Source organism: Streptomyces sp. ISL-11, assembly GCF_018614525.1.
GTDB lineage: Bacteria > Actinomycetota > Actinomycetes > Streptomycetales > Streptomycetaceae > Streptomyces.
In genome coordinates this window covers 29,732-56,513 of the sequence record NZ_JAGGOL010000170.1, presented here as the reverse complement: position 1 = coordinate 56,513, position 26,782 = coordinate 29,732, and the positions used below count along the sequence as shown (strand labels likewise).

General features: G+C 72.1%; 23 protein-coding genes and 2 pseudogenes. 17 read left to right on the top strand and 8 right to left on the bottom strand.

Annotated features, from left to right (window positions below; genetic code table 11):
- Positions 1-186: hypothetical protein (locus J7E86_RS31710; protein WP_215085458.1), on the bottom strand; the 186-nt coding region annotated here is incomplete at its 3' end.
- Between the two features lie 9 nt (positions 187-195).
- Between J7E86_RS31710 and J7E86_RS27800 the strand changes: the two genes are divergently transcribed.
- Both J7E86_RS27800 and J7E86_RS27795 read left to right on the top strand, forming a co-directional pair.
- Complete coding sequence (locus J7E86_RS27800) at positions 196-1,197, top strand: DMT family transporter (protein ID WP_215085456.1); 1,002 nt, start codon at positions 196-198, stop codon at positions 1,195-1,197.
- Positions 1,198-1,354: 157 nt separating this feature from the next.
- Positions 1,355-2,371 carry a DMT family transporter gene (locus tag J7E86_RS27795; RefSeq protein WP_215085454.1) on the top strand — a complete coding sequence of 339 codons (1,017 nt, stop codon included), beginning with the start codon at positions 1,355-1,357 and terminating at the stop codon, positions 2,369-2,371.
- Here the strand turns inward: J7E86_RS27795 and J7E86_RS27790 are convergent.
- Positions 2,358-3,053, bottom strand: coding sequence for a pyridoxamine 5'-phosphate oxidase family protein (locus J7E86_RS27790; protein ID WP_251019778.1), 696 nt, complete (start codon positions 3,051-3,053; stop codon positions 2,358-2,360). The two genes, J7E86_RS27795 and J7E86_RS27790, sit on opposite strands and share 14 nt — an antisense overlap.
- A gap of 35 nt (positions 3,054-3,088) precedes the next feature.
- Here J7E86_RS27790 and J7E86_RS27785 point away from each other — a divergent pair, with 35 nt between their 5' ends.
- Positions 3,089-4,420, top strand: coding sequence for an aminotransferase class I/II-fold pyridoxal phosphate-dependent enzyme (locus tag J7E86_RS27785; RefSeq protein WP_215085450.1), 1,332 nt, complete (start codon positions 3,089-3,091; stop codon positions 4,418-4,420).
- Here J7E86_RS27785 and J7E86_RS27780 read toward each other — a convergent pair.
- On the bottom strand, positions 4,411-5,421 hold the full coding sequence (locus J7E86_RS27780; RefSeq protein ID WP_215085448.1) for a DMT family transporter: 1,011 nt from the start codon (positions 5,419-5,421) through the stop codon (positions 4,411-4,413). The genes J7E86_RS27785 and J7E86_RS27780 overlap by 10 nt on opposite strands.
- A gap of 74 nt (positions 5,422-5,495) precedes the next feature.
- On the opposite strand from J7E86_RS27780, the gene J7E86_RS27775 reads away from it, so the two are divergent.
- The gene (locus J7E86_RS27775; protein WP_215085446.1) at positions 5,496-6,416 is read left to right on the top strand and encodes a LysR family transcriptional regulator; all 921 of its coding nucleotides are present in this window, start codon (positions 5,496-5,498) and stop codon (positions 6,414-6,416) included.
- A gap of 18 nt (positions 6,417-6,434) precedes the next feature.
- Here J7E86_RS27775 and J7E86_RS27770 read toward each other — a convergent pair whose 3' ends face one another.
- Positions 6,435-6,902, bottom strand: a complete 468-nt coding sequence (locus J7E86_RS27770) for a pyridoxamine 5'-phosphate oxidase family protein (RefSeq protein ID WP_215085444.1) — start codon at positions 6,900-6,902, stop codon at positions 6,435-6,437.
- 151 nt (positions 6,903-7,053) lie between these two features.
- Between J7E86_RS27770 and J7E86_RS27765 the strand changes: the two genes are divergently transcribed.
- Positions 7,054-7,698: a cysteine hydrolase gene (locus J7E86_RS27765; protein WP_215085442.1), complete on the top strand. Its 645-nt coding sequence runs from the start codon at positions 7,054-7,056 to the stop codon at positions 7,696-7,698.
- Between the two features lie 138 nt (positions 7,699-7,836).
- Here J7E86_RS27765 and J7E86_RS27760 read toward each other — a convergent pair whose 3' ends face one another.
- Together J7E86_RS27760 and J7E86_RS27755 are read right to left on the bottom strand one after the other, a co-directional pair.
- On the bottom strand, positions 7,837-8,796 hold the full coding sequence (locus tag J7E86_RS27760) for a M48 family metalloprotease (RefSeq protein ID WP_215085440.1): 960 nt from the start codon (positions 8,794-8,796) through the stop codon (positions 7,837-7,839).
- On the bottom strand, positions 8,793-9,164 hold the full coding sequence (locus tag J7E86_RS27755; RefSeq protein ID WP_215085438.1) for a BlaI/MecI/CopY family transcriptional regulator: 372 nt from the start codon (positions 9,162-9,164) through the stop codon (positions 8,793-8,795). The genes J7E86_RS27760 and J7E86_RS27755 overlap by 4 nt, the downstream gene beginning before the upstream one ends.
- 115 nt (positions 9,165-9,279) lie before the next feature.
- Between J7E86_RS27755 and J7E86_RS27750 the strand changes: the two genes are divergently transcribed.
- Together J7E86_RS27750 and J7E86_RS27745 are read left to right on the top strand one after the other, a co-directional pair.
- Positions 9,280-9,951 carry a DedA family protein gene (locus J7E86_RS27750; RefSeq protein WP_215085436.1) on the top strand — a complete coding sequence of 224 codons (672 nt, stop codon included), beginning with the start codon at positions 9,280-9,282 and terminating at the stop codon, positions 9,949-9,951.
- Positions 9,948-10,556, top strand: coding sequence for a phosphatase PAP2 family protein (locus J7E86_RS27745; protein WP_215085434.1), 609 nt, complete (start codon positions 9,948-9,950; stop codon positions 10,554-10,556). The genes J7E86_RS27750 and J7E86_RS27745 overlap by 4 nt, the downstream gene beginning before the upstream one ends.
- A gap of 64 nt (positions 10,557-10,620) precedes the next feature.
- Here J7E86_RS27745 and J7E86_RS27740 read toward each other — a convergent pair whose 3' ends face one another.
- The gene (locus J7E86_RS27740; protein ID WP_215085432.1) at positions 10,621-11,109 is read right to left on the bottom strand and encodes a Rieske (2Fe-2S) protein; all 489 of its coding nucleotides are present in this window, start codon (positions 11,107-11,109) and stop codon (positions 10,621-10,623) included.
- Positions 11,110-11,683: 574 nt separating this feature from the next.
- On the opposite strand from J7E86_RS27740, the pseudogene J7E86_RS27735 reads away from it, so the two are divergent.
- A pseudogene (locus tag J7E86_RS27735) lies at positions 11,684-11,877 on the top strand (transporter); the annotation flags it as partial.
- A gap of 144 nt (positions 11,878-12,021) precedes the next feature.
- Here the strand turns inward: J7E86_RS27735 and J7E86_RS27730 are convergent.
- Positions 12,022-13,182 carry an SDR family oxidoreductase gene (locus tag J7E86_RS27730; RefSeq protein WP_215085430.1) on the bottom strand — a complete coding sequence of 387 codons (1,161 nt, stop codon included), beginning with the start codon at positions 13,180-13,182 and terminating at the stop codon, positions 12,022-12,024.
- 188 nt (positions 13,183-13,370) lie between these two features.
- On the opposite strand from J7E86_RS27730, the gene J7E86_RS27725 reads away from it, so the two are divergent.
- The 9 genes and pseudogenes from J7E86_RS27725 to J7E86_RS27690 all read left to right on the top strand — a co-directional run bounded on the left by J7E86_RS27725 (position 13,371) and on the right by J7E86_RS27690 (position 26,702).
- Positions 13,371-20,891, top strand: a complete 7,521-nt coding sequence (locus J7E86_RS27725) for an SDR family NAD(P)-dependent oxidoreductase (protein ID WP_308312750.1) — start codon at positions 13,371-13,373, stop codon at positions 20,889-20,891.
- A gap of 3 nt (positions 20,892-20,894) precedes the next feature.
- Positions 20,895-21,932, top strand: coding sequence for a cyclopropane-fatty-acyl-phospholipid synthase family protein (locus J7E86_RS27720; protein ID WP_215085426.1), 1,038 nt, complete (start codon positions 20,895-20,897; stop codon positions 21,930-21,932).
- Between the two features lie 678 nt (positions 21,933-22,610).
- Positions 22,611-22,775: a hypothetical protein gene (locus tag J7E86_RS27715; RefSeq protein ID WP_215085424.1), complete on the top strand. Its 165-nt coding sequence runs from the start codon at positions 22,611-22,613 to the stop codon at positions 22,773-22,775.
- Positions 22,776-22,783: 8 nt separating this feature from the next.
- A complete protein-coding gene (locus J7E86_RS27710) occupies positions 22,784-23,590 on the top strand; it encodes a hypothetical protein (protein WP_215085422.1) in 807 nt (268 codons plus the stop codon).
- A gap of 82 nt (positions 23,591-23,672) precedes the next feature.
- Positions 23,673-24,224, top strand: coding sequence for an EF-hand domain-containing protein (locus tag J7E86_RS27705; RefSeq protein ID WP_215085420.1), 552 nt, complete (start codon positions 23,673-23,675; stop codon positions 24,222-24,224).
- Between the two features lie 244 nt (positions 24,225-24,468).
- Positions 24,469-24,555: pseudogene (locus J7E86_RS32140) on the top strand (hypothetical protein); the annotation flags it as partial.
- A gap of 62 nt (positions 24,556-24,617) precedes the next feature.
- A complete protein-coding gene (locus tag J7E86_RS27700; RefSeq protein WP_251019777.1) occupies positions 24,618-25,406 on the top strand; it encodes a tyrosine-type recombinase/integrase in 789 nt (262 codons plus the stop codon).
- Between the two features lie 79 nt (positions 25,407-25,485).
- Positions 25,486-26,310, top strand: coding sequence for a HipA family kinase (locus J7E86_RS27695; protein ID WP_215085466.1), 825 nt, complete (start codon positions 25,486-25,488; stop codon positions 26,308-26,310).
- The gene (locus J7E86_RS27690; RefSeq protein ID WP_215085418.1) at positions 26,307-26,702 is read left to right on the top strand and encodes a DUF3037 domain-containing protein; all 396 of its coding nucleotides are present in this window, start codon (positions 26,307-26,309) and stop codon (positions 26,700-26,702) included. The genes J7E86_RS27695 and J7E86_RS27690 overlap by 4 nt, the downstream gene beginning before the upstream one ends.
- The last annotated feature ends 80 nt before the right edge of the window (positions 26,703-26,782 follow it).

Sequence of the window (26,782 nt, the reverse complement as noted above, 5' to 3'; positions counted from 1 at the left end):
GGGCTCGACCTGCTCGCCGCGCTCGCGGGCGACGGCCGGTGCCGCGCCGCGGAGGTGCTGCGCCGCGCCGGCGTCGAGCTCGACCCGCTCCTCGCGCACCTTGGCGCCGGTCCGGCCGGGGCGACCGACCCGGTCCCGTCTCACGTCATGAGCAATGGGGGTGACGCTCATGACATCGGCTGACATGATGATCGGATGCACGCGTCTGAGGTGTCTCGGGGGAGAAACGCGGGCCTGGGGCTCGCTCTGGTGTCCGCGCTGGCGTTCGGCGGGTCGGGGGTCGCCGCCAAGCCGCTGATCCTGGCCGGTCTGGATCCGCTGCACGTCGTCTGGCTGCGGGTGGCCGGGGCGGCGCTGGTCATGCTGCCCGTCGCCTGGCGCCATCGCGCCCTGGTGAGGCACCGGCCCGCGCTGCTCGTAGGCTTCGGCCTGCTCGCCGTCGCGGGCGTCCAGGCGTGCTACTTCGCCGCGATATCCCGGATACCCGTCGGCGTGGCCCTGTTGGTGGAGTACCTGGCCCCCGCACTCGTACTCGGCTGGGTCCGCTTCGTCCAGCGCCGCCCGGTGAGCCGGGCCGCGGCCGCGGGCGTGGTCCTGGCCGTCGGCGGGCTCGCCTGTGTGGTGGAGGTCTGGTCCGGGCTCGGCTTCGACATGGCGGGTCTGCTGCTGGCTCTTGGCGCGGCCTGCTGTCAGGTGGGCTACTTCGTCCTGTCCGACCACGGCGGCGACGGCGAGGAGCCCGCGGACCCGGTCGGCGTCATCGCGTACGGCCTGCTGATCGGCGCCCTCCTGCTGACCGCCGTCGCGCGGCCCTGGTCCATGGACTGGCAGGTGCTCGCGGGGAGCGCCGAGATGGACGGCACCCGGGTGCCCGCCGCGCTGCTGCTCGCCTGGATCGTCCTGATCGCGACGGTGGCCGCGTATCTCACGGGAGTGGTCTCCGTGCGCAGGCTCTCGCCGCAGGTCGCCGGCGTGGTCGCCTGCCTGGAGGCGGTCATCGCGACCGTCCTGGCCTGGGTGCTGCTGGGCGAACACCTCTCCGCTCCGCAGATCGTGGGCGGTGCCGTGGTGCTGCTGGGCGCCCTCATCGCGCAGACCTCCACGCCCAAGGCGGCCGCCGAGGCGCCGGTGGCCGGGGCCGCCGCCGTTCCGGCGGACGCCAAGGGGAAGTTGTCGGCCGGCTCCCGGTCGGCGTAGGGTCGCGATCATGCCGATGACCGTTCTGCCGCCTCCCGCCGCCTAGCGCGGGCGGCCGCTCCCGGAGGACCGGGCCCGGGGTGACATCCCCCGGGCGGATCGCCGCTGCCCGCACGCGGGACCACGCGATCACCTCGTCTTCCGCGGGAGAACAGTCATGCCTTCTTGTCGCTTGTCCTCGCCTGCCACTTCGGCACCGTCCTCATCAGCGGCCGCTGCCGGCATACCCGTCGGCCGCGGACTGCTCTACGTCGCCCTCGCGGCCGCCTCCTGGGGAACCACCGGCGCCGTCGCCGACCTGGTCATGACGGGAAGCGGGCTCGGCCCCGCCGCCCTCACCTTCTGGCGCACGGCCGGCGGACTCCTGCTGCTGCTGGCGGTGTGGGTCCCGCGCCGCCGCCGCGCGGTCCGCACGCATGCCCGCACCCACCGCCCGTACGAGTCGCCGCGCCGCCGGGCCGGGCGCGTCCTGGTCACCGGCATCGGCCTCACCGTCTTCCAGGTCGCCTACTTCGGGGCGGTGGAGGGGACCGGGATCGCGGTCGGCACCGTGGTGACGCTGGGTGCCGCGCCGGTGCTGGTGGCGCTCGGCGGCAGGCTGTTCATGGGGGAACGGCTGGGCGCCGGTGGCGTCCTGGCGGTGTCCGGGGCGTTCGCCGGGCTGGCCGTGCTGATGCTCGGCAACGATGCCACGGGTGTGGTGCGGCCGGTGGGCGTGGCCTTGGCGCTGCTGTCCGCCGCGGGCTACGCGGTCGTCACCCTCTACGCGCGGTTCCTGGAGCAGGAGGGCCGGGCAGCCGACCCGTTCACCACGACGGTGACGTCCTTCGCGGTCGGGACGGTGTGCCTGCTGCCGCTCGCGGCGGCCGAGGGTCTGTGGCCGCACGCCCGCGGGCTCGGCCGCACCCTGGGGCTGATGGCCTATCTGGTGACGGTGCCCACCGCGCTCGCCTACGGGCTGTTCTTCGCCGGGCTGGTCGTGGTGCGGGCCACCACGGTCTCGTTGATCACCCTGCTGGAACCCGTCACGGCCGCGGTCATCGCGGTCGCGGTGCTCGGTGAGCGGCTCACCCCGGCGACGGCGGTGGGCACCGCGGTGCTGCTGTGTGCGGTGGCGGCGCCGGCCGTCGCCGAGTCGCGCGGCCCGGCCGCCCCGGCGGTCACCGAACGGTGAGGTAGTCCGGCACGGGGATGCCCGGGGTGAGGTCGCCGGCCGGGACCGGGGGGCCGTGGACGGTGGTGACGGGGACGACGCCGGCCCAGTGGGGCAGGGCGATGTCCTCCGGGTCGTCCCCGGGGCCGGCGTCACGGACCTTGGCGGACGCCTCGGTGAGGTCGACGCGCAGCACCGCCGTCGCGGCCAGCTCCTTGGGCGACGCGGGCCGGGAGTCCGCGGAGCGGCCCGGCACGACCTGGTCCACGAGGGCGTCGAGCGCGGCGCGGGCCTCGGCCTCGTCGGTCACCTGGCGGGCGGTGCCGTGCACCACGACCGAGCGGTAGTTGAGGGAGTGGCTGAAGGCCGAGCGGGCCAGGACCAGGCCGTCGAGGTGGGTGACGGTGACGCAGACCGGCATGCCGGGGTCCTCGGTGCCGGCCGCGTCGCGCAGCGGGCGGGAGCCGGTGGAGCCGTGCACGTAGAGGCGGTCGCCGATGCGTCCGTAGAGCGTCGGCAGGACGAAGGGCGCTCCGTCGCGGACGAAGCCGAGGTGGCAGACGTATCCCGCGTCGAGTATCGAGTGGATCAGCTCGCGGTCGTAGGAGCCGCGCTCGCGGTGGCGGGTCAGGGCGGTCCGCTCGGTCGGCTCGAAGGACGCGGCGGTCGTGTCCGCTGCGGACGCCGTGACGGGAACAGACATTGCGCTCTCCATTGCACTAGTGCATACTTGACTTTGTGCTAGGAGAGTATCGGATCCAAGGTCGACGCGCAGCGGACATCTCCGCGAGCGTGGAGCGCGCTGTCGGTGCCGGCAGGCTCGCTCCTGGCGAACTGCTGCCGCCGCTGCGGGAGTTGGCGGTGGAGCTGGGCGTCAATCCCAACACGGTCGCGGCCGCCTATCGCAGCCTGCGCGAGCGGGGAGTGGTCGAGACGGCCGGCCGCAGGGGAACCCGGGTGCGCGAGCGCCCGGCCAGCACCCAGCGCGAGCTGATCCGCGTGGAGGCCCCCGAAGGCGTGCGGGACGTCTCCACCGGCAATCCCGATCCCTCGCTGCTGCCCCCGCTCGGTGACGCCCTCGCCGCGGCGGCCGCCCGCTCCGCCGAGCGGCCGGTGCTCTACGGTGCCCCCGCCGTCGACACCGAGCTGGAGCGGCTGGCCCGCGCCGCCTTCACGGAGGAGGGGGTGCCGGATGGCCCGGTGGCGGTCACCTCCGGTGCCCTGGACGCCATCGAGCGCGTTCTGAGCGCGCATCTGCGGCCCGGCGACGCCGTCGCGGTCGAGGACCCGGGCTGGGGCAGCCTCCTGGACCTCGTCCCGGCGCTCGGCCTGCGCCCCGTCCCCGTCGCCCTCGACGACGACGGCCCCCTTCCCGAGGACACCGAACGGGCCCTGCGCCAAGGCGCCCGGGCGCTGATCGTCACCGACCGCGCGCAGAACCCCACGGGAGCGGCGATCGGCCGGGCCCGCGCGCGCGAGCTCCGGGCGGTGCTCGCGGGTCACCCGGACGTCCTGCTCGTCGAGGACGACCACGGCCACGGCATCGTCGACCTGCCGCTGCGGCCCCTGGCGGGAGCCACGGACCACTGGGTGGTGGTGCGTTCCGTCGCCAAGGCGTACGGACCGGACCTGCGGCTCGCGGTGGTGACCGGCGACGAGGTCACCGTGGACCGGGTGCGCGGGCGGCAGCGCCTGGGGCCCGGCTGGGTCAGCCATGTACTCCAGGACGCGGTGCTGCACCTGTGGCGGAGCGGTGCCGTGGACGCGCCGGCGGTGGCGGCCTCGTACGGGCGGCGCCGGGACGCGCTCGTGGCGGCGCTGCGGGAGCGGGGGATCGCCGCGCACGGCCGGAGCGGGATGAATGTGTGGCTGCCGGTGCCCGACGAGGCCGCGACGGTGGCGCGGCTGCTGCACGCCGGATGGGCGGTGGCGCCGGGCGCCCGCTTCCGGCTGGCCTCGCCGCCGGCCGTCCGGCTGACGGTGTCGCCGCTGGCCATGGAAGAGATAGGGCCGGTCGCGGACGCGCTGGCGTCCGTGACCGGCCCGGTGTCCGCGGGGCGTTACGACTGAGCCGCGCCGCGCTCCCGCTTGGCCCTCGGCCGGCCCTTGCTCTGGGTCAGTGCCGCGCCGGCCAGCACGATCAGGGCGCCGACGGGGGTGTTCCAGGTGAGGTGCTCGTCCAGCAGGAGCACGCCCGCCACGGTGGCGACGAGCGGGATGAAGTAGGTCGTCAGTGTGGCGGTCGTCGGCCCGACCTCGGCGACCAGTCCGTACTGGACGAGGAAGGCCAGTCCCGTGCCCAGGGCGCCCAGCGCGAGGATCGCCAGCAGTGGGACGGTGGGGAAGGAGACCGGCAGGGGGCTGAGCAGCGGGGCGACGACGGCCAGTTGGACGGTGCCGAGGAGCAGCTGGCCGCCGGACATCGACAGGTGGGAGTCGCCGGTCGAGGAGAGGGTCCGCCGGACGTAGATCCAGCCGACCGCGTAGCTGGCGGAGGCGACCAGCGCCATCGCGGTGCCCACGGGGTCCTGCCCGGAGAAGCCCTGCCAGGCGCCGAGCACGGTCAGCACGCCGAGGAAGCCGATGCCCAGGCCGGCGAACCGGCGGCGGGTCGGCCGGTCCTCGGAGAGCGCGACGAGCGAGAGCACCATGCCCCACAGCGGGGTCGTGGCGTTGCAGATGCCGGCGAGCGTGGAGGGGATGCGCACCTCGGAGTAGGCGAAGAGCGTGAAGGGCAGGGCGTTGAGGAGGAACGCCGCGACGGCCAGGTGGCCCCAGGTACGGGCCCGCCTCGGCAGCCGCTCCCGCTTGACCGCCAGCGCCGCGAGGAGCACGGCCGTGCCGAACAGCATGCGGCCGAGCGAGACGTACGGCGGTGCGAAGCCGTCCGTGCCAAGCTTGATGAACAGGAAGCTGCAGCCCCAGATGAGGGCGAGCGCACCGAAGCGGATCCGCCAGTCCAGGCCGGGGCGCGCCGGCGCGGAAGGGGAGGCCGCGGAAGAGGTGGCGGAGGAAACAGGTGAGGCCGGGGCGGGCGGGCCGACGGGAGCAGTGGTGCCTGTGGTGCGCATGAGCATAACAATGAGGGTCCATACCAGTTAGGACAAGCGAATAAAATTGCGCACTATCGCGTAGCATCCCTTACATGTTGAACCTGGACCGTCTGCGCACCCTCAACGCCGTCGCCCGCCATGGCTCCGTCAGCGCCGCGGCGGACGGCCTCCATGTGACGACCTCGGCCGTTTCGCAGCAGCTCGCCAAGCTGGAGCGGGAGACCGGCCAGCAACTGCTGGCCAAACAGGGCCGCGGAGTACGCCTGACCGACGCCGGCCGGCTCCTCGCCGATCACGCTTCGCGGATCCTCTCCCAGGTCGAGCTCGCCCAGTCCGACCTGGAGGCCCAGCGTGGTGAGGCGGTCGGCGAGCTGCTGCTCGGCGCCTTCCCCACGGCTGCCCGCGGCCTCTTCCCCGCCGCCCTCGCCGAGCTGCGCCGCGCCCACCCCCAGCTGCGCGCCCGCCTGGAGGAGATGGAACCGGACCAGGCCGTGCCCCGCGTGGTGCGCGGTGACATCGACCTGGCCGTCGTCCTCGACTGGTACAACAAGCCGCTGCCCATGCCGGACGGCCTGGCCAAGGCCCAGATCCTCGACGACCTCGCCGATGTGGCGATGCCCGCCGACCACCCCCTCGCCGACCGGCGGGAGGTGGACCTGGAGGACTTCGCCGACGACGACTGGGTCTCCTGGCCCCGGGGCGAGTTCTGCCACGACTGGCTGATGCTCACGCTGCGCGGCAAGGGCATCGAACCCCGCATCTCCCACATGGCCGAGGAGCACCACACCCAGCTCGCCCTGATCGCGGCCGGCCTCGGTGTCGCGGTCGCGCCGCGGCTCGGGCGGGGCCCGGTGCCCGACGGGGTGCGCGTGGTGCCCGTACGCCACACCATGCACCGGCACGTCTACGCGATCTGGCGCACGGACGCGGACCGCAGGCCCTCGATCCGTGCCGCTGTGGAGGCGCTGCGGGCGGCGGGGGAGACCGTGTCCGGGCGCCCGGCGCCGCACTGACAGCGCAAGCCGCCGGCCTCAGCCGTCCGGCAGCTTGCGGAAGTCCCAGGAGGCCACCGCCTCCGGCGTCAGCCGCAGCCACGCGTGCCGGCCGTCGTGCGGCATGACCGTCAGGCCGAAGTACTTGGCGGCGAACAGCGCCTCGACGGGATCGAGTACCGGGCACCGCAGACCGGTGCGCGGCGCCTCGCCGACGAACGCGGCCGTGCCGGACAGCTCGGCGCCGCGCAGCTCCCCGTATTCCCGGCCGTCGTCGACCACCACCGCCAGCCGGGGGTCCCGCCGCAGGTCGGCCCACCGCCGGCTGCGGACGAGGGAGTACAGCCACAGGGCGCCCCCGTCCCAGACGAACCACAGGGCGCCGACGTGCGGCCGGCCGTCCCGGCCGACCGTCGCCACCCGGCAGGTGCGCCGTTCGGTCAGGAAGGCGTCCAGCTCCGCCCGCGTCATCATGATCCGGCGGCCCCGCCGCTGGGTGGCGGCCATCTCCACACCTCCCGTACCTGACTAGGTGTCAGGAAGCATGGGGCCTCTTCCCTCACGGCGCAATGCCCGTTAACCTCACGCGATCCGGCACCGCCCCGGAACCCGCCATCCACCCGCGACGATCCGCCATGACCCGCTGCGAGGGGAGCCCATGGCGCCGCCCGAACACGCCGAGCCGCTGGACCCTGCCACGACCGTGCTCCTGACCGTCGAATGCCAGAGCGGGATCGTCGGCCCCGACAGCGCGCTCCCCGAACTCGCCGCCGCCGCACGCACCTCCGGAGCCCTGCTCACCACCGCGCGCCTGGTGGCCGGCGCGCACGCCGCGGGCGTCCAGGTCGTGCACGCCGTCGCCGAGCGCCGCCCCGACGGCCGCGGCAGCGGCCGCAACGCCCGCCTCTTCCGCGCAACCGAGCGGCTGCCCGTACAGCAGTTGGCGGGCACCACGGCCGTACGCGTCGCCGACCCGATCCCGGTAGACGACAGCGACCTGGTCGTACGGCGGCTGCACGGACTCTCACCGCTCGCCGGCACCGGCCTGGACGGCCTCCTGCGCAACCTCGGCTGCCGCACCCTGGTGATCACCGGCGTCTCCGCCAACGTGGCGATACCCAACGCCGTCTTCGACGCCGTCAACCTCGGCTATACGGCCGTCGTTCCGGCGGACGCCATCGCGGGAGTGCCCGCCGACTACACCGCGGCGATGATCCGCCACACCCTCGCGCTCGTCGCCACCGTCACCACGGCCGAGGTCGTGCTCCGCGACTGGCGGCAGCCGCGCGGCCGGCCGCGCTGACGTCGGCGAGTGCCTCGGCCCGCCGCGCCATGTCCGGCGCCGAACGGGTGAGTAGGGCGGGACCGGCCTGCGCGATCCGGGGGGCCGCCCGTGCCGCGTCAAGAATCCGGTCCCTGCCGTCGGCCGGCCCTGGCCGCGTCAGGGCCGGCCGGGCGGAGGACCCGGGTCGCCGGGGCGCTCGCCCTGGGCGATCTCCACCCTGTGGTGCAGCGAGGCCGCGCCGGCGAGGGACGAGGCGGCGGCCGTGCCGCACAGGAGGGCCATCGCCAGGACCACCGGGGTGATCCGCCGTACCGGGGCGGCGGCCAGGAGCGCCTTGACGCGGGCCGGGACGGGACCGGTGCCGGCGCCCGGAGCGGAGGCCGGGCGCGGTGCGCGGGACCGGCCCGTGGCGAGAGCGGCGCGGCCGATGGCGTGAGCGGTCACGGTACGGTCGCCGCCGACGGCCGCGGCGGCCTCGTCGGCGGCCCGCTCGGCGGCCAGTGAGATGGTGGCGGCGACCGGGCACAGGGCGGGGTGGCAGCGCGCGGCGAGCCCGCCCACGAGGAGGAAGACGTGGTGCCGGCCGGCCAGGTGGGCCCGCTCGTGCGCGAGGAGCGCCTCGCGCTGGGCGGGCGTGAGGACGCGGAGCATCCCGGTGGTCACGACGACCCGGCCGGGCCGGGATCCGGTGCCGGGCAGCGCGTAGGCGTCGGCGCGGTCGTCCTCGACCACGCACAGACCCCCGGCCTCCGGGTGCCCGACCAGGTCGGCGCGTACGGAGCGCAGCCGGCCCGCCTCGCGCACGGCGGCCCGCACGACGGCCGCCGCGGCGACCGCCAGGGCTCCCGTGGCGAGCGCCGAGGCGAGTTCCACGAGGGTGGCGGGGCCGGCCTCGACCGGCCGGACCAGCTCGGCGAGCGCGGCCAGCGACGGCACCATCAGGGCGAGGGGGAGGAGCAGGGCGCCCAGGCAGGCCAGGACGCCGGTCGCGAGGGCCGCCGAGGCCAGGGTGACCGTCCACAGGGCGATGTCGGGCCGCACCTTCCCGACGACGCGCCGGGCCAGCGGCGGCAGCGCGATCGGCAGCAGCAGCGGGAGGAGCAGGAGGGCGATCACCGGCCGTCCCCCTCGAGCAAACCGCGGAGGACCTCCTCGTCCTCGGCGCTGAGCTGGTCCACGAAGCGGGCCAGGACCGTGGTCCGGTCGCTGCCCTGGTCGAGTTCGCGGTGCATGCGGCGGGCGGTGAGACCGTGTGCGTCCTGGGTGGGGAAGTAGGCGAATCCACGGCCCGCCTCCTGGCGGCCGATCGTGCCCTTCTCGAAGAGGCGGGCGAGGATCGTCGCCACGGTCGTGCGGGCCAGCGGCATGCTGATCGCCTCCCGGACGCGGGCCGCCGTCAGCGGCTGTCCGGCCGCCCACAGTGCCGCGAGCACGCTCGCCTCCAGCTCGCCGGCGGGTCGCCGGTCGCCTTCGGTGTCGGTCATGGAACCGTCCTCTCCCCACGATCGTCTACAGTCGAGTAGACCGTCTACTGAAATGTAGACGAAGTCGAGCCCTGCCCGCGCCTTGCCCATTCCATTATGAGAGGGGCCCCGGTCCATGACCGCACCCGCGTTCGCCGCCTCACAACTGGCGGTGAACCTCCTCGACGCGCAGTCGCTGCTGGCGATGTTCGGCACCATCGGCATCGCGGTGGTGATGTTCGCCGAGACCGGCCTGCTCGTCGGGTTCTTCCTGCCCGGCGACTCGCTGCTGTTCACCGCCGGTCTGCTGTGCGCCGGATCCTCCACCGCGTCCACGACGCTGTCACTGCCGTGGGTCCTCCTCGCGGCCGCCGTCGGAGCCCTGGCCGGCGCGCAGACGGGCTACCTGATCGGGCGCCGTGCCGGCCCGGCCCTGCTCGCCCGGAGCGGGTCGCCGAGGCTGCACCAGGGCGCGGAACGGGCCGCGGAACTCCTCGAGCGGTACGGGCACGCCAAGGCCATCTCGCTGGCCCGCTTCCTGCCGATCGTCCGCACTGTCCTCAACCCCCTCGCCGGAGCGCTGAAGGTGCCGACGCGGACCTTCGTCCTGTGGCAGATGGCCGGCGGCCTGGTGTGGACCGTGGGACTGGTGCTGGCCGGTTACGGGCTCGGCTCCTCCGTGCCCGATGTCGACCGCTACCTGTTGCCGATCGTCGCCGCGATCGTGGTGGTCTCCCTCGTCCCGGTGGCGCTCGAACTGCGGCGTGGCCGGCGGTCCGCCGGTGCCCAGGGCGGAGGCGCGCGATGAAGGCTTCCGCGTTCGACGGATCCGGCGTCGACGGGTCCGTCTATCTCGATGTGACCAGGCTCGCCGGCCGTTCCCCGCACTGGCTCGACAGCCTGGTGACCGCCTGGTCGGCGTACGGGCTCGCGCTGTTCGCGCTGCTCATGGTGGTGGCCTGGTGGCAGGCCCGCAGGAGGCCCGGCGGCAGGGCGGTCGGCGCCCTGGCCGCACCTGTGATCGTGGTGGCCGCGTTCGGGGTGAGCGCGCTCGCCAAGCTGGTCGTGCGCGAGGACCGGCCCTGCCACAGCCTGCACGTCCTCACGCTGGAGGCATGCCCGGCGCCCGGTGACTGGTCCTTCCCCAGCAACCACGCCACCTTGGCGGCGGCCGCCGCCGTCGCCCTGCTGTTCGCTTCACGCCGTCTCGGGATGATCGCCATGATCGCCGCGCTGCTGATGGCAGTCTCCCGGGTCTGGGTGGGAGCGCACTACCCCCACGACGCCGCGGCCGGACTGCTGGTGGGCGCGCTGGTGGCACTGCCCCTCGCGGCGGCGGTCCGACGGAGCGAACACGCCCTGGCCGCACGGCTGGAGTCGGGGCGGCTGCGGATCCTGCTCGCCGTGTCATAAGCGGCCGGGCTCCTTCCCGCGCCGATGGCACCGGCGCGGGAAGGAGCCCGCCGGGCGAGCGGCCTCAGCCCAGCTGTACGGAGTCGTCCCGCACCGTGACCGTCCGCCCCGGCAGCGGCTGCCGTGCGGGACCGTTGCGGACACTGCCGTCCGCCGCGCTGAACTTGCTGCCGTGACAAGGACAGTTGATCGTCCCGTCGGACACGTCCTTCACCACGCACCCCTGGTGGGTGCAGACCGCCGAGAACGCCTTGAACTCCCCCTTCACGGGCTGCGTCACCACCACCTTGCGGTCCGCGAAGACCTTCCCGCCGCCCACCGGGATCTCCGAGGCCCGGGCCAGCGCCTCACCCTTGGGCTGCGCCTCCTTCGGGCTCTCGCCCGTGGCCGGCGGAGTGGTCGTGCCCGGCTGCTCCTCGGGGCCCGTCTCCTTGCTCCCCTTGCCGTCGTCGGAGCCGCAGGCCGCGAGCGCGGCCACGAGGCCGGTGGCTCCCGCCGCCGCGACGAGGGTACGGCGGGTGGTGCCGGGCCGGTCCGGTGCCGAATGCGTCATGATCGCTCCTCTGGCTCGCTGGTTCATGGGAGTTATACGGCCCCGGGGCCGCCCGCGTTCAGAGCCTCGCCGCCGCGTTCGAAGAGGCGCGCGCACGGGCGGTGCCGGATACCCGCCCGTACCGCAGTAGCCTGGGGCGATGCTCCCCGAAGTCACCGCCACCCGCTATGTTCACGCCCTTGCGTGAGGGTGGCTCGCTCCCTGGGATCGTCGAGGCCGACGATCTCGGTACGTACGTCATGAAGTTGTCTACCAAGTGGTCCTGACCTGCGGCAATGCGATCCAACACGTCTGTGACCTGCGCTGATCCTTCTTTCATGGCCTTTCAGGGTCGTCCCCGGTTACATAGCCGGTTCTCCCCACGCGCTCCCCAGAGCGGCTCGTACTCCCCAGATTCTCTCCAGGGGAACCGTCAGCGACAGGCGTTGGTCGTGATCTTGACTGCTGTCGGTATGGGCGGGCCTGTTGCATTGAGTGATCGATAGGAGAAGGGAAGATGCCGACCGTCTGCGCTGTAGGAACGATCCAGAGCGTCACCTCGCCTTGATGGCTCAGGCGTCACGGAGGATGCCGAGTGGTTCGCTCGAGTGCGGATCAGGGGGATGGGAGCGGCGTGACTGAGGTCGCGCCACGTCTTGCCGAGGTCGAGGCGGATGTGCAGGACTCGTCGAGGCGCACATGGAGACGATGCTCGGGGTGCGGTTCCTGGCGAGCGAGTACAGCACCGGGCCCGTGCACGGTGGCCGGATCGACTCGCTGGGCATCGAGGTCGGTTTGAAGGAGCCCGGCGACGCCACCCCGTATGACGCGGCGTGCTTCCGGCGGCAGCTTCAAGAGCGGCTGCGCGCGGCCTGATGACGGGGGCCGGGCCTGGACGAGCCGGCCGCCGGAGGGGCACCGAACACGGTCCGGTCAATTTCGGCCGTACGCCGCGCCGCCCGAGCGGTTCGCACCCGCGGCGCGCTCCGGGTCGCGCAGGGCGCGTGCGAGGTATGCGCTGGTGACGGGGGCCGGGTCCGGGAAGGTGCCCACGGCCTGGCGGAAGTGCGTGCGGTCATAGGTGCGATGGTGCGTGGTGTGACTGAGCAGGCTCGCGGCCTCCCGTGCGAAGAGGGACTCCAGCGGGCTGGCGGCGCCCAGTTCGGGGTCGGCCTCCAGGACCAGACCCGGGTAGCGGAGTGTGAAAGCGCGCATGACCGTACTGAAAGGCGTCTCGTGCGGATGCGTGACATGCAGGGTCCGCACGGTCGGGCCACGGTGGGCGGCGGCGCGCACCATGGCCGCGGCCGCGTGGTCGACCCGGAGAAGGTTGATGGTGCTGCTCGGGTCGACGGGGATCCGGATGCGCAGGGCGGTGCCCGCACCGTGTCCGGACAGCAGCTGGACGAAGGCCGGGTCGGTGGCGGCGCCGGCTCGCAGCGCCTGGCGAACGAGGTGGTGGAGCACACCCACGGGCTGGCCGGCCGAATGGCGAGCGGGCGCACGGTCGGTGACGAGGACGGCGGGACGCAGGATGAGGGCCTCGCGCCCGGTCTGCCGGACCCAGTGGTGGACCATGCGCTCGGCGGTGTATTTGCTTTCCTGATAGGCGAGGTCGAAGCCTTCGTCGCGCAAGTCGGTTTCGAGTACGTGGCCACTCGACCGGCGACCGGCCACGAAGGCCGTGCTGATGTGGAGGAGCCTGGCCGCCGGCGATTGATCCACGAGCTGCAGCACATGGCGGGTGCCCGTGACGTTGACTTGGTAGTGATCCGCCGCGTCACCAAGGAGGTTGATGTGTGCGGCACAGTGCCACACGGTGGTGGCTTCCCGGACCACCTGTGACCATTGCCCGGCCGGGAGCCCGAAGCGGGGCCGGGTGAGGTCGGCGTACACGTACCGCAGGCGGCGCAGCGCCGCGGGCCTCATCGGAGGTTCCCGCAGCTCCTGAACGGCGGTCTCAAGGCGGTGGCGCAGCGTGTCCGGAGCGTGCCGCCCGAGGATGATCAGGGGTTCACCGCTGTCCTGGGCCAGCAGTTCGCCGATCAGGTGGCTCCCGAGGAAGCCGGTGGCACCGGTGATCACGATGGACATCGTGTCTCCTTCGACGTCGTCGGGCGGGCTCGATGTCCGGCTAGCTTCCCCGCGGCGGCGCAGTCGCACCCGGCCGATTACCACTCAATCGGATGGATTTTTAGCAGCACGCATGGGTATGCCGCCTTTGTCGAATGGGGTGAGGGGGCGCTGCGGTGACGGACGGGCGATCACAGGAGAACCGGCCGGTGGCGATCGTGGGTGCTGCCTGCCGGCTTCCCGGGGGGATCGAGACGCTTGACGGTCTGCGGCAAGCGCTCGAACAGGAGCGTGACCTGATCACCACGGTGCCCCGGGAGCGCTTCCCGGCCGAACTGTTCGTGGACGCCTCCAGACCGCGCGGGGACAAGAGCTACACCGCGGCGGGCGGTTTCCTCAGCCACGACATCGCCGCCTTCGACGCCGCATACTTCGGCATCTCGCCCAAGGAAGCCGCCTATATCGACCCGCAGCACCGGCTGCTGCTGGAACTGACCGCGGAAGCCCTGGACGACGCGGCGATCGCTCCTGATTCCCTCGCCGGCTCCGACACGGCGGTGTACATCGGCATCTCCGACGCCTCCTACGCCAGCATGCAGACCCGCCCCTATCGCAGGATCGGCCCTTACACCATGTCAGGCGCCGCCTTGTCGATCGCCGCCAACCGCATCTCCTACAGCTTCGATCTGCACGGCCCCAGCATGGCGGTCGATACCGCCTGCTCCTCCTCGCTGGTCGCGCTGGACGGGGCATGCCGGAACCTGTGGGAAGGCAACAGCCCGGTCGCGATCTGCGGAGGCGTCAACCTTCTCCTGAGCCCGGTGCACTACATCGGATTCTCCCAGGCGGCCATGCTGTCGCCCTCCGGCAGGTGCTCACCGTTCTCCGCGGCGGCCGACGGGTTCGTGCGCGCCGAAGGCGGCGCCGTGTTGGTACTCAAACCACTTCAGGACGCCCTCGCCCACGGCGATCGCATTCACGCGGTCATTCTCGGCACCGCCGCCAACAGCGACGGACGGACCCTCGGCATGACCCTGCCCAGCGCTCAGGCTCAGGAGAACCTGCTGCGCCGCCTCTACGCCGAGGCGGGCGTGAGCCCTGACGAGCTGGTGTACCTGGAGGCGCACGGCACCGGCACCCCGGCCGGCGACCCCGTGGAGGCGCGGGCCATCGGACAGGCACTCGGCATGCGTCGCATCACCGGTGAACTGCCCATCGGATCGGTCAAGAGCAACCTCGGCCACCTGGAGCCCGCTTCCGGCATGGCGGGCCTGTGCAAGGCCCTGCTGGTCCTCAAAAACCGCAGCATCCCCGCCACCTTGCACGGCCGACCCGCGCCTGCGGATACCGACCTCGCCCGCTGGGGGCTCACCCTGGCCACCACGGCGCGTCCCGTGCCCGAGACCGAGCGGCCGGCAGTGGGCGTCAACTCCTTCGGCTTCGGCGGGACCAACGCCCACGCCGTCCTCACCAGCGCACCTCCACCCGAGGCAGCGGCCGTCGCCCCGCCGGTACCGCCCGAAGAACTTCCGGTGCTGGTTACCGCCCGCACCCCGCAGGCGTTGTCGGCGGCGGTCCAGCGCATGGCCGAGCGGCTGAAGATCGCGGACGCCGCGGAGTTCTACGACATCGCCTACACCTCGTACGTGCGCAGGGGACGGCACGGGCACCGCGCCGTGGTCCTCGCCCGCACCGCACAGAGCGCCGCCGCGGAGTTCACCGCGCTCGCCGGAGTCACCCTCGGTACACCAACGGACGCGCCCGAACGGACTGAGGCGTACGGGCGGTCGCCGGACGATGCCGCCGGAGCTGTCTGCGAGGCGGTGCCCAGCGGTCGCGTCGCCTTCCTCTTCTCCGGCAACGGCTCACCGTGGCCGGGCATGGCGGCCGGGCTGCTCTCCAGCGCGGCGTTTCGCCAAGCGGTCACCGCGGTGGACGAAGAACTGGCCCCCCGCCTGGGCTGGTCGGTCGGCGAGGCGCTGAGCACTCCCGCGGACCGGTGGAGGCTTGAGGACACCGCATTCGCCCAGCCCCTGCTGTTCGCCGTTCAACTGGGCCTGGTGGCCGAGCTGCGCGCCGCCGGCATCGAGCCTGTCGCCCTCCTCGGTCACAGTGTGGGCGAGGTGGCGGCCGCGCACGTCGGCGGGGCCCTCACCGTGGCCCAAGCCGCCGAGGTGATCGTCGAACGCAGCCGGGCCCAGGCCAGAACGGCGGGCCGTGGCAGGATGGCCGCGGTGGGACTGGCTCCGGACCGTGCCCTGGAGGAGATCGCCCGCTACGCCGACGATCTGGAGATCGCCGGCGTCAACAGCCCTCAAGATGTCACCCTTTCCGGCAATGCGGAGGCCCTGAAGGACCTGGGCCGGAGGCTCGCGGAACGCGGAGTGTTCTTCCGCGATCTGTCGCTGAACTACGCCTTCCACAGTCGCGCCATGGACAGCGAACGCCGGGCCCTGACCGCCGCCCTGTCCGGCCTGAGACCAAGCGACTTCACCATCCCCCTGTACTCCACCGTCACCGGCTTCCGGGCCGCCGGCCGGGACCTGACAGCCGCCTACTGGTGGCGCAACGTACGCGAGCCGGTCCGATTCGCCGAAGCCGCCGAGCGCATGGTCAAGGACGGGGCGGACATCTGTCTGGAGATCGGCCCTCATCCCGTCCTGCGCCCCTATGTCCGCCGCGTCGCCGCCGAGCGGCCGGATGCCGGAGTCGTCCATGTGGCGGCCCTGCACCGGGACGGTGAGGGGCGGGATGACCTGCGAAGGGCGCATGCCGCGTTGATCGCGGCAGGTGCCATGGGCGACGGGACGCGCTGGTTCCCCCGCCCCGGGCGGGTGGTGGACCTGCCCGCGTACCCCTGGCAACGCGAACGGCACTGGGTCGGCTCCCCGGAAAGCTGGGTGCCCAACAACTGCACCGGCCGGATCGACCACCCGCTGCTCGGCGAACGGATGCCCACCCCGCACCCCTCGTGGGATGCCGCCGTCGAACCCGTCCTCGCCCCCTGGGTGCTCGACCACCGCATCGGCGGCTCCGTCGTCCTGCCCGCCACCGCCTACGCGGAGATGGCCCTCGCCGCGGGCCGCTCAGTGCTGGGTGAACCGGTGGAAGCCGAACACCTCGACATCCTGCACGCCCTCGTGATTCCTGCGGCCGACCCCTCCAGCGTGCACATCCAGACCGCGCTGAACCCGGCAGACGGCACGGTGACCATCACCAGCATGGACGGGGGGACCACCGAACCCCGCCCGCACGCGCGCGCCCGCGTACGCGCACTGCTGTGGCCACGACCCGGTCGTCTCGATCTCGACGCGCTGCGCCGGCGCTGCGCCCACCACGTCGCAGCCGAGCAGTACTACCAGGACTGCGCCGAGGTCGGACTCGAATACGGCCCGGCTTTCCAGCTGCTGACAGACCTTCACCACAGTGACAGCGAGGTGGTGGCCACCTATCGGTGTGATGCCCCCGGCGCCCCCTACGTGGCACACCCGGCCCTGCTCGACGCCGCTCTGCAAGCGGGTGTGCAACTCCTGGCCCGTCGCCTGTCGCAGGGGTACGCCCACCTGCCCGCGAGCATCGGCGCCGTCCGCCTGTGGCAGACCCCGCCGCCCACCGGCGCCATCCACGTCGTGGAACGCACGCGCACGGACAGCGAGGTGTGCTGGGACATCGACCTCACGGACGCCGAAGGCGCCGTCGTGGCGCAGCTGACCTCCTGCCGCCTGCGCCGTCTGACCACCACCGGCCGCACCCCGCCGACCGCCCACCACACCGTGCTGCGTGCCGCACCCCGCCCGGACATGACCTCGCAGCCGTCCTCTCTCCCTTCGTCCACACAGATCCTGGACGAGGCACAGGAAACCATCGGTGCCCTGCGCGCCGCCTGGCCGGCACAGCGCCACGCGGCCCTGGCGACCCTGCTCAAGGAGTACGCCGCCCGCACCATGGCCGCTTCCCTCGCCCGGGTGTTGCCCGATCCCACCGCCCCCTTCTCCCTCGGCGACCTCAAACCGGCGGGCGTCCCCGAGCGCTACCAGAGACTGGCCGTGCAGATGACGCCGCTCATGCGGCGTTACGGACTGCTGTCCGCTGTGCAGGACGGAACATGGCGGCTGACCGACCGGTCCGACGGCCGCGGTGCGGATCTGCTCAGGCAGGCCCTGGCACAGCAGCCCGCGGCGGTTGCCGACATCGCCGTGACCACCCACCTCTTCGCGCGGCCCGAGGCAGGACCGGAAGACGCCGGACCGGCAGCCGCCCGGATCGCCGGAGGTGACGCGCATCTGCGGCAGCAGCTCTACGAGACCTCCCCGGCGGTCCGCTTCCACCACCGGGTCGCCCAGGCCCTCCTCAGCCGGATCGTCGCTCACTGGCCGGCCGATCGGGCGCTGCGCGTCTTGGAAGTAGGCGCCGGCTTCGGCGGCACCACGGCGGCCCTGCTGCCGCTGCTGCCCGCCGACCGGACGTACTACCGGCTCACCGACACGTCCCCGGCGGCCCTGTCCGTGGTCCGCAAGCGCTTTGCCGCCCATGACTTCGTCGACTACCGCACCTACGATCTCGACCTCGGCCCCGAGCAGCAGGACGGCACCGAGCACTCCTTCGACCTCATCGTGGCCGGCTATGCGCTGCGCTCGGCCCGCGATCCGGGCACGACGCTGCGCCACCTGGCCCGGCTCCTGGCACCGGGCGGCCGCCTGCTCGGGCTGGAAACCCACGACGCCGAGCTCGTGATCTCCCTGCTGGATGTCGACGAGGACCTCGGCAAGGAGACATCCGGCCCCTGGAGCCCGGTCCGGCCCATGCGCTCCCGGCGCGACTGGACCGATCTGCTGCCCGCTTGCGGCTACACCGAAGTGGTCCACACCGGCGACGATCGTGCTCCTCTGCACGATCAGTACTCCGTCTTCCTCGCCACGGCCCCCGACGGCCAGGAGCCGCCACAGCCGGTGCTGCCCTCACCCGGAGCCCGCACCGTCTTCCTCCTCGCCGGCGAGACACCGGAGGCCGAGCCTCTGGCCCGCACCACCGCGGAACTCCTGCGCGGCGACAGCCGGCCTGCGCTGACCGGCTCGGCAGGAGCCACGACGAAGGACTGGGCGGCCCTGCTGTCCTCCGCCATGACCCAGGTATCCGGCGAGCCCCCGCAGCGCCTCACCATCGCACTGCTCCTCGGCGAAGCCCCCGAACCGTCCCCCAACGCCCAAGTGGACCGGACGGTTGAGCGGGCCCTCATCATGCGCGCGGCGGCAGCCGCCTGCGCAGCGTTGCCCGCCACGGTACGCACCGACTTCTGGCTGGTGACCTCCCCCTGCGGAGCCGTGCCCGCCCCCGGAGCCATCACCCAACCCCACGACGCGGCCGCCTGGGGCCTGTCCCGCACCCTCGCCAACGAGACCCCCGAACTCGGCTGGCACCGGCTCTCCCTACAGCGCGGGACGGACACCAACGCCACCGCCTGCCTTCTGGCGCGCGAACTGCTGGATCCCAGCGACGAGGAAGAGATCGTCCTCACCGGTCAGAGCAGGTTCGTCCCCCGCGAGCGCCCCTGGCAGCCGGCCCGACCCGCCACGGCGGGTACGGCCTACCGACTGCGAGTGCGCAACCCCGGCCTGTCATACCAAGTGGCCTGGGAAGAGATGACCCCCCTGATGCCCGGACCCGACGAGGTCGTCGTCGCTGTCCGCGCCGCGGGACTGAACTACCGCGACACCGTACAGGCGGCAGGGCTTCTGCCCAGCGACGTCTTCGAAGGTACGGCCTCCGAAAAGGGGCTGGGCCTGGAATGCTCCGGGATCGTCACCGCCTGCGGCCCGGAGGTGACCGCATGGCAGCCCGGCGACAGGGTCTTCGGCTTCGGACACGCCACCCTCGCCACCCACACCGTGGCCAAGGAGTCCTACCTACTGCGCACACCGAGCACTCTCACCGACGCCGAGGCCGCCACCCTTCCGATGGCCGGCAGCACGGTCCTCCACAGTCTTGTGCACCTGGCCCGCCTCCAGCCGGGGGAGAGCGTCCTGGTGCACGGTGCGGCCGGCGGCGTCGGCCTGGCCGCCGTGCAGTTCGCCACGGACCAGGGCGCCGTGGTCATCACCACCGCCGGCACGCCCCTCAAACGCGGCTTCCTGAGAGCCCTCGGCTTCCCCCACGTCCTGGACTCCCGGTCCCTCGACTTCACCCACCAGGTCATGGAGATCACCCAGGGCCGCGGCGTCGACATCGTCCTCAACTCCCTGGCAGGCGAAGCCCTCACCCGGGGACTCGAAGTCCTCGCCCCGGGAGGACGCTTCCTGGAACTCGGCAAGCGGGACATCTGCGAGAACAACCCCCTGCCACTGCGGCCGTTCGCCAACGACATCGCCTTCTTCGGCGTCGACATCTCCAAAGTCATCGACGACGGGCGCCGCAAGCAGCAGCTGCGCACCACGATCCAGCAACATCTCGACGCAGGCGCCTTGAGGCCACTGCCCCACACCGTCTTCCCCGCCTCCCGCATCGGCGAGGCGCTCCAGCTGCTGCAGCACTCACGCCACATCGGCAAGGTCGTCACCACCTTTGACCCACTCGACGAACCGCCGCTGGTCGAGCCCCTGCCCCGCCCCCCTCGCCTCGACCCGAACGGCACCTACCTCATCACCGGAGGGACCAGCGGCTTCGGTGCGGCCACCGCCACCTGGCTGGCCGGCCTCGGAGCGCGCCACCTCGCCCTGGTCAGCCGCCGCGGACCCGAAGCACCCCAAGCCGCCGCACTCACCGACCGCCTCAACGGCCACGCCGTGCGGACCACCGTGCACGCCGCCGACACCACCGATGCCGAGGGCATGCGGGCCTTGATCAAGCAGATCGACGCCACCGGACATCCCCTGCGCGGCCTGGTGCACTGCGCCATGCACCTGGACGACGCTCCCATCGCCGAGCTCACCTCCGAACGCCTGGCAGCCGTCCTGGCACCCAAGATGGCCGGTGCGGCTCTCCTGGACCGCCTCACCCGCGACCGGTCCTGCGATCTGTTCCTGCTGTACTCCTCCACCTCCGCCACCGTCGGCCAGGCCACCCAAGCTCCGTACGCCGCCGGTAACCTCTACCTGGAAGCACTCACCCGCCAACGCCGCCAGCTGGGTCACACCGCCACCACACTGCGCTGGGGCGTCATCGGCGAGGTCGGGTACGTGGCCCGCAACCACCTCACCCGCCCCCTGGCCGCCCTGGGCATCGAACCCCTGCGCCCCCAGGACGCCTTCGAGGCCGCCGAGGCCCTGTGGGCAGACCCCACCGGAGTCTGCGGCATCGCCCGCTGCAACTGGGCCCGGCTCGGCCGCGTACTCCCCGCACTCCGCTCCCCCCGCTTCGCCGCTCTCATGCCCGACCGAGCACACGCCGGCGACACCGCACCGCACGACCTCTCCCAGCAGCTCTCACGCTTGACTACCGAGGAAGCCCTGGCCGCCATCACCGACCGGCTCCGCACCCTGGTCGCCGGCGCCCTGCACATGGAACCCGACGCACTCGACCCCGGACGCCACCTCGACGCCTACGGCATGGACTCCCTCATGGCCGCCGAATTCCTCACCAGCCTTCAGCAGCTCTACAACGTCGACATCCCGCCTCTGGAACTCCTGCGCACTCACGGCACGTTGCGGGACGTTGCCCACAGCATCCACACCCGGCTCGGCCTCGCTGGCACCGTCCCGCCACACACATCCCGACCCGACCCCGGAGGTTCCTGAGCCATGGCCCCTTCCCAATACACCCCCCACCGTCGCCGGTCCGGCCGCTCAAGCCGACCGGAGGCGTCGACCGCCGCCCTGCGTCACCACTACGACATCTCCAACGACTTCTACGCCCTCTGGCTCGACGAGCACCTCACCTACAGCTGTGCCCTGTGGGATGAGGACGACAAGGAGGACACACTCGAGCGAGCACAGATCAGGAAGATCGACTACCACATCGAGCAAGCCCGTGCCGCACGAGCCGAACATGTCCTGGACATCGGCTGCGGGTGGGGCGGCACACTCAACCGCCTGATCCGGGAACACCACGTCACGCGGGCCACCGGCCTAAACCCCAGTGCCGCGCAGACCTCCTGGATCCGGTCACGCCCCATACCCGGAGTCGACGTCAGGCTGGAGAGCTGGCGTGACCACAAGCCCGACAAGCCCTACGACGCGATCATCTGCATCGGCGCTCTCGAACACTTCACCCACCCGGGCATGTCGCGCGCCGCCAAGGTCCGCGCCTACCGGCACTTCTTCCGCCACTGCCATTCCTGGCTACGACCCGGCGGACGGCTATCCCTTCAGTTCATCAGCTGGGGCCCTGGTGTGCCCGTCAGTGTCGAAGCGGCGAACCGACTGGGTTTCATCTCAACGGCCATCTTCCCGCAGTCGCACCTCCCCTTCCTCTCCGAAGTCCTGCAGGCCGGCGAGCGGCTCTTCAACCCGCTCAACCTCCGCTCCGACGGCAGCCACTACCAGCGAACCTGCGAGGAATGGCTGACCCGCCTGGAGACCCGGCACTCCGCCGCCGAGGCGCTCGTCGGCGGCGACGTGGTCAGGACCTACCGCCGCTACCTGAAGGACAGCGCACGCTCCTTCGCCCAGCAATGGGTTCATCTCAACCGCCTGACCCTGGTGGCCGCCCCCCGGGTCACCTGGCAGGCGCCGACCGTCCTCATCAACCAGGGCAGCCACCTGATCACCACCCTGCACCGAGCGGTATCGGCCGTGGCCGGCCCCCACTATGGATCCGCTGACGTGCCCCGCAGCTGACCTCCCAAAAGTTTGAAGCCACCGCCCGATTCCACTCGCTGGACGCCGACCGCAACGGATATCCCGAACAGGGCGACTACGACGCCATCGTCAACCGCGTGCTCGCCCTCGCCCCCAGGCCGCCCTTCCGCAGCCGGCGGCAGCTCCACACCACTCGATCCGACCCGCCCCAGCAGCTGCTGGCCGTCTTCCGGCCACCTACCGGCGAGGGCGCATCGGGCCCCGTCATTGGTTTGCCCGCGCGGCAGCAACCGCTCACCGTGTCCGGTGATGAAGGACGGCTGTGACGAGTTCGAGTCCCCCCTTGCGACGAACGTTCCATGCATATCTACCCAATACCACCCGAAGAGCTGATAAACAGCTCGCCTCGACGCACGGGCGTGCTTCGGTCGCTACGTTCGCATCGGTTCGGACAGTGCCTGGAACACCTCGTATCCGAGAGGACTGCCATGCCCCTGCCGCGTCTCCGCTCCTTGCTGCTTCGATCCTCATCGTCCGCCCCGCACCGTCGCCGGCCGGCGAGAGCCGCGGCCGGGGCACTCCTCTTGGCGGGAAGCCTGTTGCCCCTCGCTACGGCTGCTCCCGCCCGGGCCGCCGGGCAGGAGCAGTGGGCGCCGGGCCGCTGGCTGTGGACCGTTCCCGCGGGCGTTACCTCGATCACCGTCTCCATGTGGGGCGGTGGCGGCGGAGGTGGCGGAGCGGGAGGTGGTGGAGGTGCGGGTGGCGGCGGCGGTGGGGGCAACGGCGGGCGGTCCTTCGGCGGCAGTGGCGGGGGTGGCGGCGGTGGAGGCGGCGGTGCGGGCGGTGGAGGCGGTGGCGGTGCGGGCGGCGGCGGTTACGTGACCTGCCGCGTGAGTGTGGCACCCGGCGACCAGCTGGAGATGTTCGTCGGCGCGGGAGGACCGGGCGGCCAGGGCGGTGCCGGCGGCGGTGGCGGCGAGTGGGGCGTGGGCAACAGCACCCTCGTCGGAGGCGGTGCCAACGCATATCCAGGCCGCGTGGGCCACATCGGCACCTCCGGACACAACGGCGAAGGCGGAATCATCTACCGGCGTAAAGGGGGTTCCGGGCGCCCCGACACCGTAGCGACCGTCGTGGGCGGCAAGGCAGGCGCCACGGCCAAGGCGGGGCACGAGGGCAAGGCCGGAGGCGGTGGTAACAACGGTGAGTCGGGTGGCGGTACGCCCGGCAACGGTGGAAAGGGCGGGCGCCCGCAGGGAGCGGGCGGGCACGCAGGTGCGGGCGGCACCGGCTCCTCCAACACGTGCGCGGGCACTGGCGCCACGGTCAGGGCGGCCGGCGACGGTGGGAAGGGCGGCGACGGTACGCCCGGCCGGGACGGGACCAACGGCCATCGGAACGCCGTGCGTAACACGAGTCAGGGAGGCCAGGAGGGCGGATCCGGATACGGGGGTACGCCCGGCCGGGGCGGCTCGGCGGGGCTGCCGGGCTCCGCGCGCGGCGCCGGTGGAGCAGGCGGCACCGGGGGCCATGGCGGCCACGGCGGTCGTGGCGGGACGGGCGGCTTCTTCGAACCGAACGTCGGCGCCGCAGCCGACGACGGCTACCGCGGCGCCGACGGCCACCCCGGACGCGACGGCGACAGGGGTGCCGACGGCGCCCACGGCGGTGACGGAGCGGTGACCGTCACCTGGTGACGGGCTCACCCGCGTAGCGCCGCCCTCACCGTTCGTCCCATCAATCAGTCAGTCGCGTTCCATCGATCCGTGAGCGATGCCCATGTCCACCGACGTGCCCCACCAGTTGACGTTCCAGCAGCGCAAGGCCGCCGCTCAGTTCCACGCCCTGGACACCAACGGCAACGGATATCTCGAGCGGGACGGCTACGACGCCATCGTCGACCGCGTGCTCGCCGAGTTCTCGGTCGACCCCGGTTCGCCGTCGGCACGGAACCTGCGGCAGCAGTACCTGACACTGTTCGACCGGCTGCTGGAGCGTATGGACCGCGACGGCGACGGCAGGATCAGCGAGGCCGAGTTCCTCGCCTCGGTCGGCGCCAGCGTCACCAAGTCCCACGGCAAGGCGATGCGCCCCGTGGCCCACGCGGTGTTCACCAACGCCGACCGCGACCACGACGACCACCTGAGCGCCGAGGAGTTCCGCCGCCTCCTGGCCGTCATGGACGCCCCAATGGACGAGGAGGCCATCGAGCAGGTGCTGGTGGACGGACGCCTTAACCGCGAAGGCTTTGCGCAGCTCATCGAGGGCTACTACGGAAGCCCGGACGCCTCGGCACCGGGAAGCCGACTGTTCGGGCCGGTCCGCTCCTAGTGGACCGGGCACCGGACTCGGTCCTGGATCTGTCCGACCCGCGATTTCACCGGGACTCCCACCGGGTCTACGCCCGACTGCGGGAACGCGGCCCGCTGTTCCGCAGCGCGCACGGGCCATGGGTCGCCCAAGGATGCCACGAGGTGTCCACGCTGCTCAAGGATCCCCGAGTCTCGGTGGGCTTCCCCGGTGAGCCGGGCTGGCGTGCGCGTCGGGGAGCCGGAGCGATCGAAGACGGTGCCCGGTGGATGCTGCTGACCGACCGGGCAGGGGAGGTGCTCCCAAGACGCAGCAGAATCAGGAGCGGAAGGCGCGACTGCACATCGCGCCGCATCTCGGCGAGCTGCCGCTCAGAAACATCACAGCGTCCGAGTACGCGCCTACATTGCGAAATTGGAAGCCACTGTCTCCTCGGTCGATTACCAGCGCGGCATCCTGTCCGAGCTGTCGAGCATCCTGCAGGCTGCCGTTGACGACAAGCGGCTTGCCAGAAACCCCATGCATGCGAAGTCCGTGAGGTGGCCCAAGGTGCCGCCTGGGGTGCGGGCTACGCCAGGGAGAGGTGTTCGGGTTGAGTCCCGAAGGCATCGACTATGCGAGAGGCGTGCTTCATGTCGCCGCCAAGTTCAAGCGGTCAGCGGGAGACTGTACTTTGCCCTGCCGAAGGGGGCGAAGACGCGGATCGTCGACATGCCTCCCTCGGTGGCCGCGGAGTTGAAGCGGCATGTCGAGGAGTTCCCTTCGGTGGAGGTGGAGCTGCCGTGGGGTAGGCCCGAGGCCGACAGGCAGCGGAGAAAGTACTCTCTTCTACTCACCACACGATTCGGCAACGCTGTGGCCGTCAACACGTGGAACACCTACACCTGGAAGCCGGCGCTGGCCAAGGCCGGCATCATTCCCCCGCGCCCCAGGGAAACGAAGCAGTGGCAGTGGGAGGCGGCGCCGAGGGACGGATTCCACGTGCTGAGGCACACCTACGCCTCAATCATGCTGGAGGCGGGGGAGTCGGTGGTGACTTTGGCGCGGTGGCTTGGTCACTCGTCGCCGACTGTCACGCTCGGTTACTATGCTCACTTCATGCCGGAGGCCGGAAGGAAGGGGCGCACCGCCATTGACGGGCTGCTCGGGAGGGCGGGGGAGTGGCAGGCCAGCGGAAACTCCCCAGATTCTCCCCAAGGCTGATCGTGGACGCTTCCCCCGAAGAGCACCTGTTGGAGTGGGTCATGGATTGCCAGGTAAAAGAGCCGTGGAGCCTGCGATAATGCTGCCAGAGGTCACCGCCACCCGCTATGTCACGCCCTTGCGTGAGGGTGGCTCGCTCCCCGGGATCGTCGAGGCCGACGATCTCGGGACGTACGTCATGAAGTTCACCGGCGCCGGCCAGGGCCGCAAGACCCTGGTCGCCGAGGTCGTCTGCGGGCAGCTCGGCCGGGCCCTGGGCCTGCGGGTGCCGGAGCTGGCGGTGATCCAACTCGACCCGGTCATCGGCCGGAGCGAGCCGGATCAGGAGGTGCAGGGCCTGCTGAAGTCCAGCGGCGGGCTCAACCTCGCCATGGACTTCCTGCCCGGGGCCCTCGGCTTCGACCCGCTGGCCTTCGAGACCGACGCGGCCGAGGCCGGGCGCGTGGTCTGGTTCGACGCGCTCATCAACAACGTCGACCGCTCCTGGCGAAACCCCAACCTGCTGGTGTGGCACGGCAGGCTGTGGCTCATCGACCACGGCGCGACGATGATCTGGCACCACAACTGGCCCACCGCCGCCGCGGCGGCCGGAAAGGCGTACGACGCCTCGGACCACGTCCTGGCCTCCTTCGCGCCGGACGTCGCCGCCGCGGCCGCCGAGCTCGCCCCGAAGGTCACCGAGGAGCTGCTGACCTCGGTCGTGGCCGACGTCCCCGACGAATGGCTCGTGGACGAGCCGGGCTTCGCCGGCCCGGACGAGCTGCGCCGCGCCTACGTGGACGTGCTGCTGGAGCGCGCCGCGGGCATCGGCGAGCGGATCACCCTCGGCGAACGCAGCAAGGACAAGCCCTCGCAGGCCCCCGAGTGGGTGCGGGTCAGGCTCGATGGAAGGGCCGGAAAATGACCGGGCGCCACAACGGACGCGAAGTATTCGAGTACGCGCTGCTGCGCGTCGTCCCACGCGTCGAGCGCGGGGAGCAGATCAACGCCGGCGTCGTCGTCTACTGCCAGGCGACGTCCTTCGTCGCGGCCCGGGTCCACCTGGACGAGTCGCGGCTGCTGGCCCTGGACCCGTCGGCCGACGTCGAGGGCGTACGGGCCGCGCTCTGCGCCGTCGAGGGCGTCTGCCTCGGCGGGGAGCGGGCCGGGCAGGCCGCCGGGGACGACGCCGGACGGCGCTTCCGGTGGCTGATCGCCCCGCGCTCCACCGTCGTACAGCCCGGCCCGGTGCACACCGGACTGACCGCCGACCCGGCGAGCGAACCGGAACGCCTCCTCGACCTGCTGGTGAGGTGAGCCGCGAGGCGTTGACAGCGGGTGGCGGGGCTTCTAGCGTCTGATCGACAAGCTACTAAGCGGTTGCTCACCTGCTGGCG

Coding starts and splice junctions, on each gene's coding strand:
- J7E86_RS27695 (WP_215085466.1), top strand. CDS start 25,486: ATGCTGCCAGAGGTCACCGCCACCCGCTATGTCACGCCCTTGCGTGAG.
- J7E86_RS27730 (WP_215085430.1), bottom strand. CDS start 13,182: ATGTCCATCGTGATCACCGGTGCCACCGGCTTCCTCGGGAGCCACCTG.
- J7E86_RS27750 (WP_215085436.1), top strand. CDS start 9,280: ATGACCGCACCCGCGTTCGCCGCCTCACAACTGGCGGTGAACCTCCTC.
- J7E86_RS27720 (WP_215085426.1), top strand. CDS start 20,895: ATGGCCCCTTCCCAATACACCCCCCACCGTCGCCGGTCCGGCCGCTCA.
- J7E86_RS27790 (WP_251019778.1), bottom strand. CDS start 3,053: ATGTCTGTTCCCGTCACGGCGTCCGCAGCGGACACGACCGCCGCGTCC.
- J7E86_RS27745 (WP_215085434.1), top strand. CDS start 9,948: ATGAAGGCTTCCGCGTTCGACGGATCCGGCGTCGACGGGTCCGTCTAT.
- J7E86_RS27690 (WP_215085418.1), top strand. CDS start 26,307: ATGACCGGGCGCCACAACGGACGCGAAGTATTCGAGTACGCGCTGCTG.
- J7E86_RS27780 (WP_215085448.1), bottom strand. CDS start 5,421: ATGCGCACCACAGGCACCACTGCTCCCGTCGGCCCGCCCGCCCCGGCC.
- J7E86_RS27740 (WP_215085432.1), bottom strand. CDS start 11,109: ATGACGCATTCGGCACCGGACCGGCCCGGCACCACCCGCCGTACCCTC.
- J7E86_RS27775 (WP_215085446.1), top strand. CDS start 5,496: ATGTTGAACCTGGACCGTCTGCGCACCCTCAACGCCGTCGCCCGCCAT.
- J7E86_RS27770 (WP_215085444.1), bottom strand. CDS start 6,902: ATGGCCGCCACCCAGCGGCGGGGCCGCCGGATCATGATGACGCGGGCG.
- J7E86_RS27755 (WP_215085438.1), bottom strand. CDS start 9,164: ATGACCGACACCGAAGGCGACCGGCGACCCGCCGGCGAGCTGGAGGCG.
- J7E86_RS27795 (WP_215085454.1), top strand. CDS start 1,355: ATGCCTTCTTGTCGCTTGTCCTCGCCTGCCACTTCGGCACCGTCCTCA.
- J7E86_RS27800 (WP_215085456.1), top strand. CDS start 196: ATGCACGCGTCTGAGGTGTCTCGGGGGAGAAACGCGGGCCTGGGGCTC.
- J7E86_RS27705 (WP_215085420.1), top strand. CDS start 23,673: ATGTCCACCGACGTGCCCCACCAGTTGACGTTCCAGCAGCGCAAGGCC.
- J7E86_RS27765 (WP_215085442.1), top strand. CDS start 7,054: ATGGCGCCGCCCGAACACGCCGAGCCGCTGGACCCTGCCACGACCGTG.